Source organism: Campylobacter sp. (genome assembly GCF_052170435.1).
GTDB lineage: Bacteria > Campylobacterota > Campylobacteria > Campylobacterales > Campylobacteraceae > Campylobacter_A.
On record NZ_JBQNAN010000019.1, the window covers coordinates 22,555 to 39,687 of the forward strand.

A 17,133-nucleotide genomic window follows, 5' to 3' on the forward strand; every position below is an offset into this window, starting at 1 on the left:
TGAAAGACACTTATGAAAATTATAGCGCTCGTATGCGCTCTATTTGTTTTCTCCTTCGCAAGCGATGTTAGCGCTACGGCTAGCCTCGACGTAAAAAGCTGCGCATATAGCGAGCAAAACAAAATACTAGCCGTCTACGATGCCAAAAATTTGCTAAAAATACTTAATCAAAAAGACTTAAAACCTATAAGCAAATTTGACGTTAAAACAGATGAGATAACCTCTCTGGCTTTTGACGGCGCAAATTTATATGCAGGATTTGCGGGCGGCGAGATAGCTAAATTTAGCGATGATTTTAGCTCTTTTGCCGGCATGCTGAATCTTTCAAATTTAAGCCTTGATGCGCAGATAACGCACCTTCACGTCGCAAACGGCAAAATTTACGCGGTCGCCGGCAAAGACGCCTTTATCTCCTACGACGTTGCGTCAAAAAAGCTGACGCGCGCCAATCTTAACGGCGCATATCGTATCGCAACCTGTAAAATTTTAAACGGCGCCGCGCTGATAACTAGCTGGGATAGATCGGTTTTTAGCGTAAATTTAAGCACGATGAAGGCAAAAAATCTAGGCAAATTAAAATCCGTAGCCTTGAGCGCGGCGGAGATAAACTCGGGCGTGATTTTCGGACTTGCTAGCGGCGAGATAGCGAGCCTCAAATTTGACGCAGATGGAAATTTTACGAACGAAAATTTAGCAAGCAAGCAGCCTAGCGCGGCAAATTTGACCGCCGAAGCAAATTTAACTCAAACAAGCGACAAAGAAAACGCAAGCGTAAATTTGACCGCCGTCAAAAACGCGCAAAACAGAGCGGATCTAAATTTGACTAACGGCACAACAAACGCAAATTTGACGGACGCAGAAATTCAAATTTACAAAATCTCAAATTCGCGCGTTAAAAGCCTACTAGTCGTAGAGGATAAAGTTTATATCGGGCTTGGAAACGGCGAAATTTTACGAAGCGACGCGGAGTTTAAACAGATAGAAAAAATAGGCAAAAACTCTGACGCCGTGATAAAAATTTTTAACGACGAAGATAGCGTCATAACCGTTAGCATAAACGGCGAGATCCAAATTTACAAGAAAAAATCTTAGGAAAGGAGATTTTCAATGAACAAACTACTTAGTTGCGGTATCGTTGCGGCTGCGGGCCTCGCGTTTACCATTAGCAGCGCGTGTGCGGCGGATAGCGACCTACAAGCTATCATGAAAGCGCGCGGGCTAACGGAAAAAGACGTCCTAGCGGCCGCTAAAACGTATCAGCCAAGCGGTAAAAAAGACGACTACATCGTATTTTCCTCAGGAGGCCAAAGCGGACAGGTGATGGTTTACGGCGTGCCTTCGATGAGGATTTACAAGTATATCGGCGTCTTTACGCCCGAGCCTTGGCAGGGATACGGCTACGACGAGGAGTCTAAAGCCATCTTAAAAAGCGGCGCCATCAGAGGCAAACAAATCACGTGGGGCGACACTCACCACCCTGCTCTTACGGAGAAAAACGGCGAATACGTCGGCGATTATCTTTTCATCAACGACAAGGCCAACCCTCGCATCGCGGTGATAAATTTACACGATTTTGAGACGACTCAGATCGTGGTTAACCCTATCATGAAAAGCGAACACGGCGGTAGCTTTATCACTCCAAACAGCGAATACGTCATCGAAGCGGCGCAGTACGCGGCTCCGCTAGATAACGGCTATCACTCGATGGACGAATACGAAGCGGTTTTCCGCGGTGCGGTAACTTTTTGGAAATTCGACTATCCAAAAGGCAAGATAGACGAGAAAGCTTCCTTCTCGCTCGAGCTTCCTCCATACTGGCAAGACCTAAGCGACGCAGGTAAGGGCGAGAGCTTCGGCTGGGCGTTTACAAACTCGATAAACTCCGAGATGTATACGGGCGGTATCGAAAAGGGCTTGCCTCCGTTTGAAGCGGGCGCGAGCAGAAACGACACGGACTATTTGCACGTTTATAACTGGCAAATTTTAGAAAAACTAGCTCAGGATAAGAAAAACTACATGGAGATAAACGGCCATAGAGTAGTTACGATAGACGCCGCGGTTAAAGCCGGCGCGCTATTTTTGATCCCTGAGCCAAAGAGCCCGCACGGCGTAGACGTCACTCCTGACGGCCGTTATATCGTTATCGGCGGCAAGCTAGATACTCACGCGACGGTTTATGATTTTAAAAAGATCAAAAACCTAATCGACAAAAAAGAGTTCGCCGGCACCGATCCGTACGGCATCCCAGTGCTTGATATGGCAAAGAGCTTGCAAGGACAAGTCGAACTTGGCCTTGGACCTCTGCACAACTCTTTTGACGAAAAAGACGGCATCATCTACACCTCTCTTTACGTCGATAGCCAGATCGTGAAATGGGACTATAAAAATCTAAAAGTCCTAGATAGGATCAACGTCCACTACAACATCGGACACCTTGATACTATGGAGGGTAAATCGTCAAAACCTAAGGGTAAATACGCTATCGCTCTTGATAAACTTTCGATCGATCGCTTTAACCCGGTAGGTCCTCTTCACCCGCAAAACCACCAGCTTATCGACATCACGGGCGCTAAGATGGAGCTTTTATACGATATGCCGATACCTCTTGGCGAGCCTCACGACGTAGTTTCGATCGCAGCTAGCAAGCTAAAACCGGCTACTACCTATACGATGGGAACAAACTCTCGCACGGGCAAAGAAAGTCCGTTCGTAACTCTTGCCGGACAGGAGAGAGTCGAGCGTAACGGCAAAAACGTAACCGTTTATGCTACGATGATCAGAAGCCACATCAACCCTGAGCACATCGAGGTAAATAAAGGCGACAACGTAACTATCCACCTAACGAACCTAGAGCGCGCCCAGGACGAGACGCACGGCTTTACCGTGGATCTTTACAACATCCATGCGTCTTTAGAGCCGGGTAAAACAGCGACTGTAAATTTCGTAGCGGACGAAGAGGGCGTGTTCCCTTACTACTGCACAGAGTTTTGCTCTGCGCTGCACCTTGAGATGATGGGTTACTTGCTAGTTAAAGATCCGAACAAAAAATACGAATCCGCCAAAGCAAGCAAGCTAAAAACCCTAAGCCCAGAAGCTCTAAAAGCCGAGTACGATAAAGTAATCGCTACCAATAAAGCTACCGACGAGGTTATCCAAAGCGTCGTTACGTATCTAAAAGAGAAGCATTACGAAAAATATCCTAAGGTAAAAGAGCTAGTTACCGACGCGCTGGATCAGTACGGCAAAATCCCTGAAGTAAAAGCAAAAGCCGACGAAGCCTACAAAAAAGGCGACGTAAACGGCGCGATCCTATGGGAGTACCAAGTATGGCAGTATATGGTTAAAACCGCGGACGTCGGCCTAAGAGCCAAAAACAACCTAGCTAAAGAGATCGCTACGCCTATGAGCCCGGCTGCCTCCAAAGGCGAAGAAGCCTATCTAAAAGGCGGTTGTAACGGCTGCCACGTTATCGGTCAGGTTAGCTCGGGCCCTGATCTAACCGGCGTTCTTTTGCGCCACGAAAACGGCGAGAAATGGGTGTTTGACTTTATCAAAGATCCTGCTAAATTTTACAACGACGAGTACGTCAAATCCATGATAGATTTCTTTAACCTCAGGATGCCTAATCAGCACATGAGCGACCAAGAGATCAAAGATATCATCGAATATCTAAAATGGATCGACGAAAACGCGGGAATGTAATCCAAATTTGATTCGGGCTTAGCGGTCCGAATCAGTCCGCTAAATTTGAGGCTCGGCACGCGTAACCCGAGCCTCCTACGTTAAATTTAAAAAGCGTTTTGCGAAAAATTTTTTAAATTTAATAAAGGAGAAACGATGAAGAAGTATCAAATTTACACTATTATCGCGTTAGTCTTGATGACCGTTTGTTTTACGATCCCGGTGCTGGGCTTTTTTGGAGCCAAGGCCAAGATCGCCGCGGGCGAGCCGCTTGCCGGGTATTCGTATAAAATTTACGACCTTTACACCTCGTTTCAGTACAAAAACCACCTGATGCCAAAGGACGTCGCAAGCAGTCTGGAAAAGATGATCGAGCAAAAAGCCGAGATCGGCACGCCCTCTTTTCCTATCTGGTACGTCGCGCTTGAAGCGCCAAACTACCCTAAAGACGCCTTTCCTGACGGTATCCCGGTTTATTTTCACGTTGACGGATACAGCGGCGACGTGCACGAGATGAACACTATAAACCACTACATCGGCATGTATCCGATGGAGCACGGCGGCAACGTCGAGCGTGCTATTGCGCCTTATTATCTGCTTATTTCCACGCTTTGCATGCTAGCATTTTTATACTACGACGGCAAATTTAACTCCCTGCTCATGGTGCTTCCAACCATCGCTCCGCTGCTTTTCATGGGCGCGTTTGCGGGCTGGCTATACTGGTACGGACACAATATGCAAGAGTGGGGCGCGTTTAAGATAAAACCGTTTATGCCTACAGTGCTTGGCGACGGCAAGGTCGCGCAATTTACGACGCACTCGTATCCTAGCATAGGATTTTGGGTGATGATGGCTATGAGCGCGCTTTGTATTCTGGCCGTATTTTCAAAGAAAAAAGAGCTCAAAGACGCGAAATGAAATTTAAGCTTTTGCTCTTTTGCGCGCTAAATTTGACGGCCTTCGCCGGTCCGCTGCAAGACGCTATAAACGCTGCGGAACCGGGCGACATCTTGCGCCTAAACGACGGCCTTTACGAGGGAAATATCATAATCGATAAACCGCTCTCGATAATAGGCAAAGGCGAAAACGCCGTGATACGAGGCGACCGCAAATCAAGCGTGATAAAAGTAACGGCAAAAAACGTTAAACTCATAAATTTAAACATCGAGGGCAGCGGCACGAGCCAGATGGAACTAGACGCCGGCGTTAGTTGCCTAAAAGGCAATAATCTTTTGGTAGAAAAAAGCCGCTTTAAAGACGTGCTTTTCGGTATCGAGCTATCAGAATGCAACCAAGCCGTGATAAGAGATAACAACATCACGTCAAAAGAGGGCTTTGACGTGCCTAGACGCGGAGACGCCGTGCGCGCGTGGTATTCACACGAAAATTTGATCGAGCGAAACTACGTCTATAACAGCCGCGACATCGTGGCGTGGTTTTCTAGCAACAACGTAATCCGCAAAAATTTCGGCAAAAACAACCGCTACGCCGTGCATACGATGTACTCGGCGGACAACCTCATCGAGGATAACGAATTTAGCGGCGGAGCGGTGGGGATGTATTTTATGTTTTCTACGAATTCTCTCGTGCGCCGAAACGTGATAATCAACTCAAACGGAGCGTTTGGCGTGGGTATCGCGCTAAAAGACGCCTCGGGATTTAACATCAGAGAAAATACCTTTTTGTATAACTCGCGCGGCATCTACTCCGACCGCTCGCCGCTAAATCCGGGCACCGTAAATACCCTCGAAAATAATCAAATTTTATACAACGTCATCGGGCTGCAAATGCACGCGACGCAGGAAAAAAGCGTGTTTAAGGGCAATGATTTTATCGGCAACATGGAAACGGCTATCAACGACACTCCGGGCTCAAAGATCGAGCTAAACGAGTGGAGCGGTAATTATTTCGACGAATACGAAGGCCTAGACGTCGATAGAGACGGCATCGGCGATACGCCATACTTGCACTTCGTTTACGCCGACAAGCTTTGGCAGTATTATCCGACTCTGCGCTTTTTCTACGGTTCGACCGTGATTAGCGGGCTAAATTTTCTAGCTAAGCTTGCGCCTTTTTCCGAGCCGCTTAAGCTTTTAGAGGACGGCTCTCCTAAAATGCGCCCCAATAACGCTCAAAAGGCAACGCTATGAATAGACGAAATTTTATCGCCCTAACGGCAGGCGCGGCGGCCGCAGGCTACGGCATCGGATATTTTTTACCCAAAACGCGCGCGGACGAGCTTTTTTTACGGCCTCCCGGAGCGGTTAAAAATTTCGAATCGCTCTGCATAAAATGCGGCCAGTGCGTGCAGGTCTGCCCGTATCACAGCATCGAGCTGCTAGACATCGCGCAGGGCTACTCAAACGGCACGTCCTACATCGACGCGCACGAGCGAGGCTGCTATCTGTGCGACCTTTTTCCTTGCGTTTTGGCCTGTCCCAGCGGCGCGCTAGATCACGCCACGACGCAAATCAGCGACGTAAAGATGGGCGTTGGAGTGCTGCGAGGGCGCGAGGCCTGTCTTGCCTATAAAAACGAAAACGTAAATTTAAGCGGCGTTACGAAAATGCTCGAGCGTAAAATTTACAACGACCGCGAGCAAGCCGTAAAAGACGCCGTCCAAAATAGCGTGGACAAGCCCTGCGATCTGTGCGTTAGCCTCTGCCCGGTCGGAGACGCCGCCATATCGATGGCTAAAAGCGACGGGCGAAATTTGCCCGAATTTAAACAAGGCTGCGTCGGATGCGGAGTGTGCGCCGAGGTTTGCCCCGTACAAATCATCGATATAGCGCCAAACCGCGGCTATGACGAAATTTACAAAGGATAAAAATGAGAAATAAAATTTTAGGCTGTCTCGTCGCTCTCGCCGCCGCCATGCTGATAACGGGCTGTGAGAGCAAGGATGATAAAAAAAGCGCGACGCAAGCGGCAACAAAGCAAGCGACGCCCGCCGCCGCAGGCATGATAGAGACGCAAAAAGCGGACGCTAACGCAACCGCGCAAAAAGACTACGATCAGTTTATGAGCTACGATATAAACGGTAAAAAGAGAGTCAAATTCGGCCTGGACGACGAGGAGAGCGAGACTAGCCGCTCAGTGGGCGCGCTAGCGATGGTGCGAAGCCCGCTGCAAAGCATAAATTTAAAACTCATCAAAGGGCAACTTAGCAAGGACTTTATCGTAAAATGCTCCGCCTGCCACGACGACTACGCCAACGGCATCATCGGTCCGTCTCTGCTAAATAAAACCTCGGATCAAATTTACGACATGATCGCCGCGTATAAGAGCAAGCAAAAGGCAAATCCTTTGATGAAAGATCTGGTGCGCGGCATGGACGAGGCGCAGATCAGGGCGATGGCTAACGAGATTAGCGAATTTAACGAGCAATTTAGAAAAAAATAGGAGGCTAAAATGGGAAAGAAAATAGCGATAATCTTTGGAGTTTTGGTACTTGCGCTCATGGTTTTTATGCTGACTAGCCAGCCCTCAGCACCCGTAAAGGACGCTAGCAGGCCCGAGCTAAAACCGGCGCAGCAAACGCAGCAAAAAGTCGTAAACGAAGAGCTAAATTTGCAAGATAGCGAAGAGATCAAAAAGATCAAACAGCTACAAAACAGCGTCGCAAATCAGCCTAACGAGGGCGTTAGCAAACGATACCTCACATCTTGCGCGCCTTGCCACGGAGCAAACGGCAAGGGCGTGATGGCGCCTAGCATCGCGGGCAAAAGCAAGGACGAAATCCTAGCTTCGCTAAAAAACTACAAAGAGGGCAAGGTGCCAAATAGCCTGATGAAGGGGCTTCTCACAAATGTTTCAGACGAGGATTTAGGCTTGTTAGCGGATGAAATTTCAAAATTTAAAGAGTAGCGGATGGATAAATATAGCACGCGCTGCACGGTCTCAAAGGTCGATTTTTTCGATACGCTGACGATAAAAAACGGCGAGGGCAAAAAAAGCCTCAGCTGGCGAGGACGCCGCCTCATCGTAATCGCGCTAGTGCATATTTTGTTCGTGCTTTCTTACCGCGCAGATATTCAAATTTTAGAAGGCGACATCAGCGGATCAAGGATCCTAGGCTTTCATTTGACCGATGCTTTTATGAGCTTTCAGGTATTTGCCGCGACGCACGAGTTTCCGATAAATCTCATCATCGGCACGGCTACGATTTTGCTTTTTTACGCGCTTGTGGGCGGACGGGCATTTTGCGGCTGGGTGTGTCCTTATACCTTTTTAGGCGAGATCGGCGAGAAAATACACGAAAATTTAGCCGCCAAAAAAATCATCAAACGCCGCGAGTTTGACCCCAAATGGCGCTACGTCTTTACCGCGCTTTTTATCGCGATGAGCTTTGCTAGCTCGCAGCTCGTGTTTGAGATTTTTAGCGTGACGGGCATCGTATCTAGATTCGTCATTTACGGCTATTTTCACGCGATTTGGTTTGCTCTTTTCGTGCTTTTAGTCGAGATTTTCTACTCCCGCAGGGGCTGGTGCCGCTACGTCTGCCCTATCGGCGCGACGTATTCGCTGCTAACGCGCACCAACGCCGTAAAAGTCAGCTGGAACAAGGACCGCTGCGACCACTGTTTAGTCTGCATCAATACCTGCCTCGTGCCGCACGTGCTAGAGATCACGAAGAAAAACGCCAAACTAGACGGCGACGAAAACAAAAAAGAATTTCGTCTCGTGGGCGGCGACTGCACGCTTTGCGGACGCTGTATCGACGTGTGTCACCACGACGCGCTGAAATTCGACAACGGCTTTAAAAAGCTCATCTAAAAGGATAAATTTGATAATCTTAAAAGACATCACCAAGGCTTTTGGCTCGCAAAAGATACTACAAAACGTAAATTTAAGCATAGAAAAAGGGCAAAAAACGGTCGTACTCGGGCAAAACGGCGCGGGTAAAAGCTCGCTGATGCGCATAATCCTGGGTGAATTTAAGCCAAACAGCGGCGAGGTGCGAGTAAACGGCTTTGATCCTTTTACCGCGCGCAAAGAAGCCCTTAGCGTGATATCTTTCGTCCCGCAAACGCCGCCGCCGCTTAAATTTAACCTAAAAGAACTTTGCGAGTTCGTCTGCAAAAGCTCGGGCGTCGCGCAGGAAAACATAGAGAAATTTTGCGAGAAAATGGAGCTTGATCTAAAAGGAAATTTTCATAAGCCCTTTTACAAACTCTCAGGCGGCATGAAGCAAAAAATGCTAATCGCGATCGCCTTCGCTAAAAACACCGAGGCTATGATGTTTGACGAGCCGACGGCAAATTTAGATCCCAAAGCCAGGCGAAATTTTATGGACTTGTTAGGCGAATTTGCGCGAGAAAAGACGCTGGTTTTCATCTCGCACAGGCTTGATGAGGTGCAGGGCATATCAAACCGCTACGTCGAGATGGATCTGGGCCGCATCATCAAAGACGAGCCGATCGCACAAGGAGGCGACCGTGAATAACCTCCTACTCATCGCCAAACTAGACGTCGCCGAGTCGCTGCGCTCGCGCTGGTTTCTCATCTATATGCTAGTTTTTATGGGGCTTATCGTTACTTTTATCTTTAGCGGCGTGACGGACTCGCGGGTGCTGGGCTTTAGCGGACTTACGCGGCTTTTGCTGCTTTTTATCCAAATTTGCATTATCATCGTGCCCATTTTTATCCTCATCTCGACCGTGCGCAGTATCAGCGCCGACCGCGATACGAATTTGCTTGAGTACATGCTTAGCTTCCCCGTTAGCCTGGGCGAATACTATTTCGGCAAGGCTTTGGGGCGTATTTTCGTCATTTTCGTGCCGCTTTTGCTCTCTTTTGCGATTGCGGTGATTGCGGGGCTAGTTAAAAAAATCGAAATCCCGTGGAATATCCTAACCCTCTACACCGCCCTACTTTTCGCGCTTAGCTTCGTGTTTTTGTCGTTTGGATTTCTCATCTCGTCAATGATCAAAAATCAAGAAATGGGTCAAGGCGTCGCGTTTTTACTCTGGCTTATCTTGCTGGCGTTTTTGGATCTCGCGCTGATCGGCTTTTTGATGAAGAGTAACGTACGCGAGGATATCATCTTTTTTATCGCGCTCATTAACCCGATCGAGGTCTTTAGGATCGCGGCGATTAGCCTATTTGATCCAAATTTAGCCGTGATCGGAGTGGCGTCGAATTTCGTGCTAAACAACTTTAGCGCGTTTGGATTTGTTATTTACTCGATTTTTTATCCGCTGATTTTAGGCGCGATTATGCTTGTTGGCGGATATTTTATATTTAGCAGCAGGGATTTGGTGTAAATTTGACTCGATTGCGGAGTCAAATTTACGTTACTTCGCTAGCTTTAGCGGGCTTAAATTTAACTTGCAAATTTAGGGCGTCAAATTTTGCCGCCCTAAATTTACCGCTCAAATTCACGCTTCCTCCGCAGTGCTCAAATTTCCCTCGCCGGCGACTAACTCGGCCGCTAGCTTTTTGCTTGATTTAAAGTCCACTTTACCCGTTCCTAGCACCGGTACGCTATCTACTTTATAAATCTTTGAAGGCTGCATGATGGACGGTATCGCAGAAGCCCTTATGCGCGCGGCCACATCCTCCTCGCTGATCTCGCCGCTAAATAGCATAACGACTTGCTCGCCCTTTTTCTCGTCGGCGACGTTGGTGCACACAAAGGTAACCTCATCGCCTAGCACGGATGAGATTTGAGCCTCGAGCGCGCCTAGGCTTATCATCTCACCGCCGATTTTGGCAAAGCGAGATAGCCTATCCGTGATAGTTAAAAAGCCCGCCTCGTCCAAAAAGCCGATGTCGCCGCTGTTATAGTAGCGCACGCCGTCTAGCTCCACGATCGCTTCTTTCGTACGCTCCTCGTCCAGATAGTAGCCCTTCATCACCTGATGGCCGCCGATTAGGATTAGGCCGGCTTGCCCATTTTCTAGCTTTTCTAGGCTTGTAGGATCGCAGATTCGTATTATCGTACCGGCTGTCGGTAGACCCACGCTGCCCTCTTTTGAGAAAACGAGCTCTTTAAAAAACTCTGGCTCTAGCACGTTTGCGGTATTTACGCTAACGACGGGCGAGGTCTCGGTCGTGCCGTAGCCTTCGTAAATTTCGACGCCGAATTTCATCTTAAACTCGCGCTTAACGACTGCGTTTAGCTTCTCTGCGCCCGCGATGGCGTAGCGGATCGTAGAAAACATCAGCGGATTTAGCTTTTTGTTTTTGGTATAGAGCCTAAAAAACGTTGAAGTGCCAAACATTATCGTCGCGTGGTATTTGGCGACCATCTTGCCCACGGCAAAGGCGTCTGTAGGATCGGGCACGTGAGCCGAGGCGATACCCTCGCTAAGCGGGAAAAAGGTCGCCGCGGTAAGCCCAAACGAGTGAAATATCGGTAGAGATGCCAAGATCACGTCGTTGCCGTCCGTATTTACGATCTCTGAAATTTGCTTAATATTAGCCATTATGTTTTTATGCGTTAGCACGATGCCCTTTGGCGTGCCTTCGCTGCCGCTGCTAAAGAGTATCGTCGCATCGTCGTCTATGCGAACGTCGCGAAAATATATAAGCTCAAGCAGCCAGCGCGGCATCAAAACCGCCTTTAGCATCGCGCAAATTTTATCGGCCTTGCTTATGCCCTGCGCGACGTCTTCGAGATAGACGAGTCTGCCTTTTAGAGATTCTTCTAGCTCAAAGCCGCGAGCCTTTAGTTTGGCGATAAACTGGCGCGACGTGATTATGCTTCTTAGCCCCGCTTTGTCCGCGCAGCCGATCAAATTTTGCTCGCTAAGCGTGTAGTTTAGATTTACGCTTATCTTGCCTCTGATAAATAGCATCAAATTTATAATGCTACCCATCACCGAGGAGGGCAGTATCACGCCGACGTTTCGCTCTTTTAAAAACGAGAATTTAAATTTAGACAAAAACACAAGCACCGTAGCGATAACCTTGAGATTGTTTAGATCAGCGCCCGTGCTATCTACCATCGAGCGTTTAAACAGATCCGCTTTGGCGTGCTTTAGCCAGCTAAACTGCATAGGCTCTAGAGTTTTTAGATACTCCGCCCAGCTAAAAAACGACAGCTCGACTACTTTTTCGCGTACTTGCGGGGCTTTGGTTTCAGGAGCTAGAGGCGCGCCGAAGCTCACCCTGATAGCGCGCTTGCCGTCTATTTTGCGGCTGATTCTTTGGTAGTATTTTTGAGCGCGCGAGAAGCTAGAACCCCAAAGACCGCGCAGATAAAACGGCACGATGACGGAGTTCGTATCGCTTGCGGCTATCTCGTAACCGTGCGCAAACTCGTCTATCTGGCCGTTATAGCTGATGTGGCCTTCCGGAAACAGCGCCACCACGTCGCCCGCGTCTAGGCACTCGCGGATCTTTTCTAGCGCGCTTTTGCTAGCTCCCGCGCCGATAGGGATCACGTCAAATAAATTTAACAGCCATTTTAGGTACCAAATTTCATAAAAACTCTTATGCATCGCAAATCTGATCGGGCGCGGAGAGGCCATCTGCAGCACCGCCCAGTCTATCCAGCTCATGTGGTTGCCAAGCAGCAGCACGCCGCCCTTTTGCGGGATATTTTCGACGCCGTCGACGTTGATCGTGTATCCGATCCTAAAAAACGGCATAATAAGCAAACGCGCGAAAAGATGCGGCAGGTATTTTATCGTCGCCAGCGCGCAGATAAGCACGCTAAAGGATGTAATGACGAAGATCCCGGGCGTACTAACGGCAAATATGCTAAACGCCATCGCAAGCAGTAAAAACGCCGCCATAAAGATATTTTGGATAAAGTTACTGCCCGCTAGCGTGCGGCCCATCTGCTCTTCGGACGTGAAAAACTGGATATTTGCGTTTAGCGGTACGATGAAAATACCGCCGCTAAAACCGAACAAAAACGACGCCAGCGTCATAAACGCAGCACTTGAACCCTGCGCGAACATAAGCAGCGAAGCAAAAAGACCCAAAGCGCCAAAAGGCACGATGCCCATCTCGATGTGATTTTTCGAGTAGCTGCCCGCTAGCGCCGAGCCCGCGACCAGACCGATGGTGCTAACGGCCAAAATCGCCTGCACGATCATGACGTTGTTATCCGCGCTCATAGCCTTGTAGTGAGCGGGGAAAACGGCGATAACCAGCTGCGCCACCGCCCAGAAAACTGAAAGCCCAAGCGTACATAAAAAGGCGTTTTTGTTGTTAAAGATATGCCTAGTGTTTTCTTTTAGGTAGCCTAGTTTAAAGTACTTTTTCGCATCAAATTTAAGCCCCGCGTCAGTCGCCTCGAAAAAGGGAATCTTAAACGTAAAAATAGTCTCGGCTACCGAGCAAACGAAAAGTATCGCGCCGATAAACCAGACCGATTTTATCATCTCTCCGGCATCCGTGCTCGCTACGGCGTAGCTCTCGAAAATCGCCGAGAAAACAAACGAGCCAAGCAAAATCGCCACGATAGTAAAGGCCTGCACGATACCGTTTGCAGCACCTAGCTTCTCGCCGCCCACGATTTTTTTGATTAGTCCGTATTTGGCGGGGCTATATACCGCACTTTGCACCGCTAGCAACAGCGTCGTGCCAAATGCCACGTAAAACCAGCCGCAAAGGTAGCTTATAGTGATAAAAAGCGTGAGTAAAATTTCGCTCGCCGCCGCGTATCTCGTGATACGGGTGCGCGAAAATTTATCGTTTAAAAAGCCCGAAACGCTAAAAAGCATGATGTAGGGCAGTAAGATTAGCAAATTTACGAGCGAGGTTAGGATGATCTGTAAATTTTCATCCTCGATACTCTTAAAAAGTATGTTTTGGATCGTGATTTTGTGGCCTAGATCGACGACCGCATTGATAAACATAACGATCAAAAAGGGCAAAAAGCCCCTAACCGAAAAAACGCCTTTCATTTGTTCTCCTTTTTGTAGGCATCGAAGGTGTGGAAATTTAAGATGTAAGGTTTTAGGATCAAGATATTGTCGAAAACGAGCTTTAAAGCCGCGTTTTTATCCTTTGCTTTCGCGTAAATTTCGCGCGCGCACTCGGCTTCGATTTTGGCCGTTTGCTTGGCTAAATTTATATAAGTCCGTAAAATTTCCTGCCCGCGCTCGCTCTTTTGGGTCTCTAGCACGATTTGCAGGATCTCGACCTCTTTTTCCGTCAGCTTGCCGCCTCGCATAAAGATAAATCCGTCTTTTATAAATTTATCCAGCTCAGCCTGGCTGATACCAAGCCTCTCGCACGCCTGCTCGGCGCTTAGCGTCTGGGCGAAATTTGACCCCATAAAGGTATCGAGCGAATCAAAAAGCGCCTCGTAGCAGCGCTTAAAGCTAAAGCCTTTTTGCTGCGTGAGCGCCTTGACCTCTTTTAGGCTTAGGTGGAAGTTGCTCTGGACGTATTTGATGAAATTTAGCATCAAAAGCGTATCCTCGCCGTATTGATGAACGTTATCTTTTACCTTCACGGGCTCGGGCAAAAGCCCTTCCTTGACGTAAAAGAGTATCGTTGATTTGGGCGTTTGCGATAGTTCGCAAAGCTCGCTCATCTTGTAGCTCATCTCTTTCCTTTCGTTAAATTTGACGAAATCTTACGCAAATTTAGCTTAGAAAATCATAAAGCGTAAAGCACCACTTGACACTTTTTAAAATTTAGGCTATGATTTCGATAAATTTTAAAAAGGAGAAACGATGTTTCGAGATGATTTTTACCGCGCGAACGAGCGCTTGGACGCTTTGGGTTTTGGTGTAAATTTGATAGACGGAAAAACGGCGGCAAGCTTGACCCGAGCAAACGCCGCAAGCTTTGGCTTAGTAGCTCGAAAAACGGAGGCAAATTTAACTCGCGTAAATTTAACCCAGCACAACGCGCGAGTAAATTTAAGCTCAAATTTGAGAGCGAGTAAGACGGCCGCGTCAAAAACGCTCGGGTTTTGCCAAAACACGGCGGATCAAATTTGCGCCAAAGATAAATTTGCCAAAGCGAGCGTAAATTTAACGGCAAATGAAGTAAATTCGGGCGGGTTTTCGCGGGGTAAATTTGACGAAACCGCCGTGCGGGAGAGCGAACTTAGCGGCTTGCAAAGCGCAAATTTAACGCAGATAAAAACCGTCGATATCCACTCGCATTTGCTTAGTTCGGATGTCAAATTTGACCGATTTTACGACAAACTAGCGCTTGCGTTTTTTGCCAAAAAATTCGACATAAACAAGCGCGAGCTTATAAAAAACGGTTTTGAAGGCTACAAAAGCAACTTCGCGCGGCTGATTAAAAGCTCAAATTTCGTCCAAAAGTCCGTAGTTTTCGGCGTCGATGCGAAATTTGACGAGTGCGGAAATCTCGTGCACAAGGATAAAACCGTCTGCGCCTCAAACGAAGACGTTTTTGCCTTTTACGAGCAAAATCCAAACGAGGTCGTTCCGTTTTTTAGCGTAAATCCAAACCGCAAAGACGCGCTAAATTTGATCGAAAAATACCACAAAATGGGCTTTAAAGGCGGCAAGATGCTGCACTCGTACTGGGAAACGGATCTAAACGACAAGCGATATGAGCCATATTTTAGGCTGCTTAGCGAGCTTGGGCTGCCGCTGGTGATCCACGTGGGCGACGAAAACTCGCTAGCATCAAACAAAGTGCTTGAGAGCATCGAGCAGCTAAAATCCCCGCTAAATCTGGGTTGCCGCATCGTCTGCGCTCACATGGGCGCCTCAAGCGACGGCGCTTTCACGGCGCTTTCGCGAAACCCGAAAAAATTCGGCGCCAACTACTTCACGCTACTTCGTTGGCTGCGCGAATTTGACGGGCTTTACGCCGACGTTTCGGCGCTGCTTTGCATAAACAAGGCCCGTATCCTGCCGCATCTAAAAACCCAAACGCAAATCCACGACAAAATCCTTTTCGGCACCGATTTTCCCGTGCCTTTTAGCGTGATTTTAAGCAGCTACGACCTGCCGTTTCGCGACCGCCTCACGCTAAACCGCATCCAAAATCCGCTCGATCGATACGTGCGCGCGATGAGTTTGTATTTTGGGGAAAACTCGCCTATTTTTAGCAATTATAAAAAGATTTTAGGGGAGATTTGAGCTTGGATTTGGGGTGCAAATTTAATAGTGGGCGTGCAAATTTGAGCGCAGTTGGTAAAATTTGCGCGTGTTTTGACGGCGTAGCTTAAATTTCAAATTTTAAGTGCGTAAAAAGCAAATTTAAGCCGCCGACTTAAGATAAATTTTGCTAATTCGCTTGGCTCGGCGTTGATTTTTCGTTTTCTGCTCCGTCCTTGTATCTGTTTGTATCTTTTTTGTATTTTTTAGCTTCTTTTTTGTCCAACTCTAGCCAACTTTTAAACTCACTCGAAGTAAGCCGCCTGCTATCGTCTATCTGTTTGCCGCTCGCGTCAAAGTCGGCTCTACGCACTCTACAGCTAAACTTGTCCATTTCTTGCCGGTTCCCCCCGGCTTCTAAAAGACAAAAGCTTAAACTCCGTGCGGATATATTTAAAATCGCGTTCACACATCTGCACGGGCCCACTATCGGCTCGGCTTGCCCGAGCGGCCAAAGCGAGCGCACGAGCACCCCGCCGTAGGACCCTTCTGAGCTATTAAAACAGATATCAAAGCCATAATTATGAAAAAAATGTCGCCGGCGCTCGACTTTCGTTTGTAGCTATTTTTATCCGCACTCGTATAAATTTCGATCTCTGCAAAAGCGAATTATTTGCCCGCAATCTCTAGCACATAGTTTTCCAGCAAATCGCGCATAAATTTTTCTATCTCTTCTTGGGTCGCATTATTTGGGTCTAAACGCGAAAAAATTTCTTTCATTTTTTGATCGCCTTGCATTTTTACTCCTATTTTTTATTTTACGCTCAATGACAAATTGAAGCCCCGCTTTATCGATGTCGCACCCAAGTTTGGTTTATTTTTGAATTTGACATCAAATTTAGCAAGCCCTCCAAATTTGACGCAAAATTTAAAATATATCTACTACCACCTGCCGCTAGCTCCGCCTCCGCCAAAGCTTCCGCCCCCTCCGCTAAATCCGCCGCCGGAGCTCCCGCTGCCTCCGCTAGAGCTACTACTGGTGCTGCTCGACCCAGAGCTTCTACTGCCTCCGCTACCAACCTTCACGTCTTTAACGAGGTAGTAAAGTCCCAAGGCGATCCCTAGTACTACGGCGAGTTGAGCTATGATATCCTCGATACCGAAGCATAAATTTACAAGAAGGCCGATGATGCTAGCGACCATGACGCTAAGGCCGATATTCATGATCATATCGCCTAAAAAAGCCGATGCGATTATCGCCGCGATACCGCCCATTATGCCGTAAACCTCTATGGGCATATCATAGTCGCCCTTAGCTTCTATCTCCTCCCTCACCCCCTCATCCCCATCAAGCAGAGCGATGATCTTTTGCGTGCCTATCTTTATACCGTTATAGTCGCCCTTAGCTTCTATCTCCTCCTTAACCCCCTCATCCCCGTCAAGTAGCGCGATGATCTTTTGC

Annotated in this window: 14 protein-coding genes and 1 pseudogene; 11 read left to right on the forward strand and 4 right to left on the reverse strand. The window is 47.9% G+C overall.

From position 1 onward, the window contains the following. Window positions 1-12 precede the first annotated feature (12 nt). The 10 genes from ACTTJF_RS08025 to ACTTJF_RS08070 all read left to right on the forward strand — a co-directional run bounded on the left by ACTTJF_RS08025 (window position 13) and on the right by ACTTJF_RS08070 (window position 9,947). Window positions 13-1,092 carry a hypothetical protein gene (locus ACTTJF_RS08025; protein ID WP_442551504.1) on the forward strand — a complete coding sequence of 360 codons (1,080 nt, stop codon included), beginning with the start codon at window positions 13-15 and terminating at the stop codon, window positions 1,090-1,092. A 15-nt stretch (window positions 1,093-1,107) separates the two neighbouring features. Next, complete coding sequence (nosZ, locus tag ACTTJF_RS08030) at window positions 1,108-3,702, forward strand: Sec-dependent nitrous-oxide reductase (protein WP_442551505.1); 2,595 nt, start codon at window positions 1,108-1,110, stop codon at window positions 3,700-3,702. Between the two features lie 135 nt (window positions 3,703-3,837). Continuing rightward, window positions 3,838-4,599: a cytochrome C gene (locus ACTTJF_RS08035; protein ID WP_122861833.1), complete on the forward strand. Its 762-nt coding sequence runs from the start codon at window positions 3,838-3,840 to the stop codon at window positions 4,597-4,599. Beyond that, entirely contained in the window at window positions 4,596-5,831 is a 1,236-nt protein-coding gene (locus ACTTJF_RS08040) for a nitrous oxide reductase family maturation protein NosD (RefSeq protein WP_442551506.1), read from the forward strand. Before ACTTJF_RS08035 ends, ACTTJF_RS08040 begins: the two co-directional genes overlap by 4 nt. Further along, window positions 5,828-6,508 (forward strand): 4Fe-4S dicluster domain-containing protein, encoded by a 681-nt coding sequence (locus tag ACTTJF_RS08045; protein ID WP_442551507.1) that lies wholly within the window; start codon window positions 5,828-5,830, stop codon window positions 6,506-6,508. Before ACTTJF_RS08040 ends, ACTTJF_RS08045 begins: the two co-directional genes overlap by 4 nt. Window positions 6,509-6,510: 2 nt before the next feature. Continuing rightward, on the forward strand, window positions 6,511-7,083 hold the full coding sequence (locus ACTTJF_RS08050) for a c-type cytochrome (RefSeq protein ID WP_442551508.1): 573 nt from the start codon (window positions 6,511-6,513) through the stop codon (window positions 7,081-7,083). Between the two features lie 9 nt (window positions 7,084-7,092). Next, window positions 7,093-7,548: a c-type cytochrome gene (locus ACTTJF_RS08055; protein ID WP_442551509.1), complete on the forward strand. Its 456-nt coding sequence runs from the start codon at window positions 7,093-7,095 to the stop codon at window positions 7,546-7,548. Window positions 7,549-7,551: 3 nt separating this feature from the next. After that, window positions 7,552-8,457, forward strand: a complete 906-nt coding sequence (locus tag ACTTJF_RS08060; protein WP_442551510.1) for a NapH/MauN family ferredoxin-type protein — start codon at window positions 7,552-7,554, stop codon at window positions 8,455-8,457. A 10-nt stretch (window positions 8,458-8,467) separates the two neighbouring features. Continuing rightward, complete coding sequence (locus ACTTJF_RS08065) at window positions 8,468-9,127, forward strand: ABC transporter ATP-binding protein (protein ID WP_442551511.1); 660 nt, start codon at window positions 8,468-8,470, stop codon at window positions 9,125-9,127. Then, window positions 9,120-9,947: an ABC transporter permease gene (locus tag ACTTJF_RS08070; protein ID WP_002953798.1), complete on the forward strand. Its 828-nt coding sequence runs from the start codon at window positions 9,120-9,122 to the stop codon at window positions 9,945-9,947. Before ACTTJF_RS08065 ends, ACTTJF_RS08070 begins: the two co-directional genes overlap by 8 nt. 114 nt (window positions 9,948-10,061) lie before the next feature. On the opposite strand, the gene ACTTJF_RS08075 is transcribed toward ACTTJF_RS08070, so the two are convergent. Next, window positions 10,062-13,544 carry an acyl-[ACP]--phospholipid O-acyltransferase gene (locus ACTTJF_RS08075; protein WP_442551512.1) on the reverse strand — a complete coding sequence of 1,161 codons (3,483 nt, stop codon included), beginning with the start codon at window positions 13,542-13,544 and terminating at the stop codon, window positions 10,062-10,064. Then, on the reverse strand, window positions 13,541-14,191 hold the full coding sequence (locus ACTTJF_RS08080) for a MerR family transcriptional regulator (protein ID WP_442551513.1): 651 nt from the start codon (window positions 14,189-14,191) through the stop codon (window positions 13,541-13,543). The genes ACTTJF_RS08075 and ACTTJF_RS08080 overlap by 4 nt, the downstream gene beginning before the upstream one ends. A 130-nt stretch (window positions 14,192-14,321) precedes the next feature. Between ACTTJF_RS08080 and ACTTJF_RS08085 the strand changes: the two genes are divergently transcribed. Next, window positions 14,322-15,713 (forward strand): amidohydrolase family protein, encoded by a 1,392-nt coding sequence (locus tag ACTTJF_RS08085; protein ID WP_442551514.1) that lies wholly within the window; start codon window positions 14,322-14,324, stop codon window positions 15,711-15,713. Between the two features lie 148 nt (window positions 15,714-15,861). Here ACTTJF_RS08085 and ACTTJF_RS08090 read toward each other — a convergent pair whose 3' ends face one another. Further along, a complete protein-coding gene (locus ACTTJF_RS08090) occupies window positions 15,862-16,065 on the reverse strand; it encodes a hypothetical protein (protein WP_442551515.1) in 204 nt (67 codons plus the stop codon). A gap of 548 nt (window positions 16,066-16,613) precedes the next feature. Then, a pseudogene (locus ACTTJF_RS08095) lies at window positions 16,614-17,133 on the reverse strand (hypothetical protein); the annotation flags it as partial.